The sequence below is a fragment of the Endozoicomonas sp. SESOKO3 genome, from assembly GCF_024606255.1.
Window position 1 is genome coordinate 1 of sequence record NZ_JAHHPR010000444.1, and the last position, 3736, is coordinate 3736.

The 3736-nt window shown below is 45.5% G+C and carries 5 protein-coding genes; 3 read left to right on the forward strand and 2 right to left on the reverse strand.

What is annotated here, in order from left to right:
- Window positions 1-844, forward strand: an 844-nt coding sequence (locus KDK18_RS07570; RefSeq protein WP_257254287.1) for a DUF262 domain-containing protein, incomplete at its 5' end; no start/stop codon positions are given.
- 60 nt (window positions 845-904) lie between these two features.
- Window positions 905-1996: a DNA cytosine methyltransferase gene (locus KDK18_RS07575; protein ID WP_257254288.1), complete on the forward strand. Its 1092-nt coding sequence runs from the start codon at window positions 905-907 to the stop codon at window positions 1994-1996.
- Window positions 1997-2217: 221 nt separating this feature from the next.
- Here KDK18_RS07575 and KDK18_RS07580 read toward each other — a convergent pair whose 3' ends face one another.
- The gene (locus tag KDK18_RS07580) at window positions 2218-2799 is read right to left on the reverse strand and encodes an HNH endonuclease (RefSeq protein ID WP_257254289.1); all 582 of its coding nucleotides are present in this window, start codon (window positions 2797-2799) and stop codon (window positions 2218-2220) included.
- A gap of 47 nt (window positions 2800-2846) precedes the next feature.
- Here KDK18_RS07580 and KDK18_RS07585 point away from each other — a divergent pair, with 47 nt between their 5' ends.
- Window positions 2847-2975, forward strand: coding sequence for a hypothetical protein (locus KDK18_RS07585; RefSeq protein ID WP_257254290.1), 129 nt, complete (start codon window positions 2847-2849; stop codon window positions 2973-2975).
- Here KDK18_RS07585 and dprA read toward each other — a convergent pair.
- Window positions 2976-3736, reverse strand: a 761-nt coding sequence (gene dprA / locus KDK18_RS07590) for a DNA-processing protein DprA (RefSeq protein ID WP_257254291.1), incomplete at its 5' end; no start/stop codon positions are given.

A 3736-nucleotide genomic window follows, 5' to 3' on the forward strand; every position in this document is an offset into this window, starting at 1 on the left:
CGATGATACAGGTAAAACAAAATATGATGTCATCGACGGCAAGCAGCGTTTGACCTCTATAGTTCGGTTTTTAAAAAATGAAATACCGGCATCAGATGAGTTTGAAAACACACCTTTTCATGATGAAAAAATAGCCGGGGTGTACTTTAGGGATTTAGATGAAAAGAATTTGACTGATTATAAAAAACGGTTTTGGAGGTATGTTATTCCCATTGAATATATAGATACTTCAGATAAAGAAGTAATAGATAATATATTCGACAGACTAAACCGTAACGGGGAGCCATTGAAGGGACAAGAGTTGAGAAGGTCAAAGTATCATGGAAGCCAGCTTCTTGACCTTATCGAAAGGGTTTCTGAAATCCCATTTTGGAGAGAGCGACTGGAAGGTACAGATGTCGCCAGGATGGAGCATTACGAATTTATTTCGGAAATAATGTTTCAGCAAATTGAGGGGAAGCCATTGCATGCGAACCAGAATATATTGGATGAGCTTTATGAGAAGTACAGTAAAGAAACTCTAGACTGGAGTTACATCAAAGCCAGGTTTTCACTTGTTACTGACTTTATGAAATCTTTGGATATTGAGTATCAAAAGTTCAATGTCGGAGGCGTTTCACATCTTTATGGCATCTGGTGTCTGTCAGACTTTTGTGAAAGAGAAGGCATAAAACCTCATTGCATTAAGGGAAAACTTACTGAATTCTATACAAAACTTCGCTCCCGAGACTCTGACAATGAAAATGTCGAAGCCTACAGCAAAAGTATGTCTTCCAGAACCAAGGATAAAGGGCAGCGGCAGCGTAGAGTGAAGGCGCTGAAAAATTATCTCGAGTTGGAGTGATTTTTTTCATACAGTTGAACTTGGTATAATTGCCGTTTTGAACATTAAACAGGTTTTTTGATGAAAACGATTGAAATGTGTGCTGGTGCCGGCGGTCAGGCCATAGGTTTGCACGTGGCAGGTTTTTCTCATGCAGCCCTCATTGAGATCGATCATCATGCCAGTCAGACTTTGCGCCTCAATAATCAGGCTCATGGCTTGGGGTGGGACAATATCATTGAGAGTGACCTAAAGCACTTTGCAGAACATGAAGCTGAAGACTACCAGGGGCAAATTGATCTGGTTGCAGGGGGAGTGCCATGCCCTCCATTCAGCAAAGCCGGTATGCAGCTTGGTAGCAATGATGAACGTGATCTTTTCCCCACGGCGCTGGAGATTCTTCAGAAGGTTCAACCTAAAGCCGTGATGCTGGAAAATGTTCCAGGGCTTCTGGAAGATAAGTTCAAAGATTACCGAGATGAAATATCTAATACGCTCTTTGAGATGGGTTATCTCTCTGATTGGAAGCTGCATCAGGCCAGTGATTTTGGTGTGCCCCAGTTAAGACCCAGAGTTATCCTGGTGGCAATGAAGCCTGATTACTTTAAGCATTTTCACTGGCCTCAACCTCTGAATACGCGACCTAAAACTGTAGGTGAAGCTCTTTGTGATCTCATGTCATCGAATGGTTGGGAAGGCGTTGATAAATGGAAAAAGAGGGCTGATAAAATAGCTCCGACACTTGTAGGTGGATCTAAAAAACATGGAGGACCCGATCTGGGGCCTACCAGAGCCAAACGACAGTGGCAAGAGCTTGGTGTAAATGCTCACCGAGTTGCAAATGATGATGAGATTCCAGGAGAAGGTTTCATAGGCGTTCTCAAAAGAGATGGAACGATCCAGCCTGGTTGCGAAGGGATGCCGTTGCTGAATATTCGAATGGCTGCAAGAATTCAGGGTTTTCCTGACTATTGGGAGTTTTTTGGTGGAAAGACCCATGCCTATCGACAGGTCGGCAATGCATTTCCCGCACCTGTTGCAGAGGCTGTAGGTAGACAAATCAGGAAGGCACTTCTGCAGAAAGCACCGGTTCGTAAGTTGGCGTCATCACATCGAGCCTTTGAAACAATGGATATGTTTAGGGATCAGGATCTCACTGCACGGGCAGGCTGATCATTAACAAGCATTTGCATGAGCGATACCACCCAATCATGTCGGCTTACTGGTCAGAAATTCTTCACGATAAGCTTCTACAGCTATTCTGATAGCCTCTTCTCGACTGATGGATTTAGTCTCGCTGATACTGTCAATAACCTTCAGTACTGGCTCACTGAGGTTCAAAATAAAAGGTACACCATGTTTTTCAGGGAAAGCCCATGAACAGGTCTAACAGTTCAGGTGGCAACCTTCGCAAGCTCTCCTCTTCCCAACATTGCAGTTGTTACACATAGGCTGCCAGTTTCTAAATCATTAGTTCCTCCGCGGGAAAGAGGTACTTTGTGGTCTGCTTGTAAACCTCTGACACCCGCTTCGGTTTGTGTAGCGCAGGTTGCACAGGTATTTTCAGCTTCAGTAAAAAGACGATCTTTTTGCGCTTTTGTGAGATATTTTCGCGCTTGTGGAGCAGTCAGAGTGTCTGATCTAAAACGCCAGGCATGGCCTTCAAATTCTTCCTGATAAGCAGATTCCAGGTCACAACCCAACGCATCTCTTAACTCTCTGGTTCGACGATCAAAGTACTTCTGACTTGTCAGTTCAAGCAGTTCAGCGGAAGATACCCAAGGCTTAGGAAATGGATTGCTATCTTGTCCCCATAAACGCTTCAAGATGGTCTGCTTTACATTACTCAACTTCTTCTTGTTGATGGGAAGCTTCTGATAATACTCTTCGAACGTCATAGATATTTCATTTCTTGTACGAAAGTTTGTGGTATATCGTACCAGAAGTGAAAGATTTAAATTATTAGTGAATGTCATTGTCTGTGCGGCTTGGATTGGCGAGTTATAACCCGATGGCTTGCGGAATGGCGCACTCCCGCATAGGGATGCCCCTGCTTTACGACCTGCCGAAATTACGACATACCGCAAAGCCCATGCAGGTTGAGGCTATTATTGACCGATATGAAGCAAGAGCTGGCGAGGAAGTGAGATAATTACCCCACTCGGATATAACCACCAGGCACCGACTCAATAAAACCCTCCAGCTCCATCTCAGTCAGAATGACAGAAACTTCGTCAAACGAGAGCCCTGATATCTGGCAAATCAGATCCACACTGATGGCTTCAGCGCTCATAATTTCCAGAATGACTCTCTGAACCCCTGATAAATCAGAGTTGATCGGTTCTGGCTCAGAGGTGGATACCACATAAGCTCTCAGATAGCTCTGTAACTCGACCAGGATATCCTCAGCCGATTCAACCAGAACAGCTCCTTCCTTTATGAGCTTATGACAACCACGACTGAGAGGATTTAAAACAGAACCCGGTACAGCAAACACTTCTCGTCCCTGCTCAGCAGCCAGTCTGGCCGAAATCAATGAACCGCTGTTAAGCGCTGCTTCTACCACCAGAACACCGACAGACAAACCACTGATGATGCGATTTCTTCTTGGAAAATGTCCGGGTTTAGGTGTCGTCCCCAGAGGAAACTCACTCACAATTGCGCCCTGCATGGCTATAGCCTGATAAAGGTCGCCATGACTCCTTGGATAAACCACATCCACCCCGGTTCCCAGAACCGCTATGGTACTGCCATAACTGCCCAATGCTCCCTGATGAGCGGCTGCATCAATTCCCAGCGCCATGCCGCTGGTAATCACCAGTCCCTTTCGAGACAAATCCATGGCCATCTCCTGAGCCAATCGACGAGCCTGAGGGGTCGGCCTGCGGCTTCCGACAATGGCCACTTGGGGCG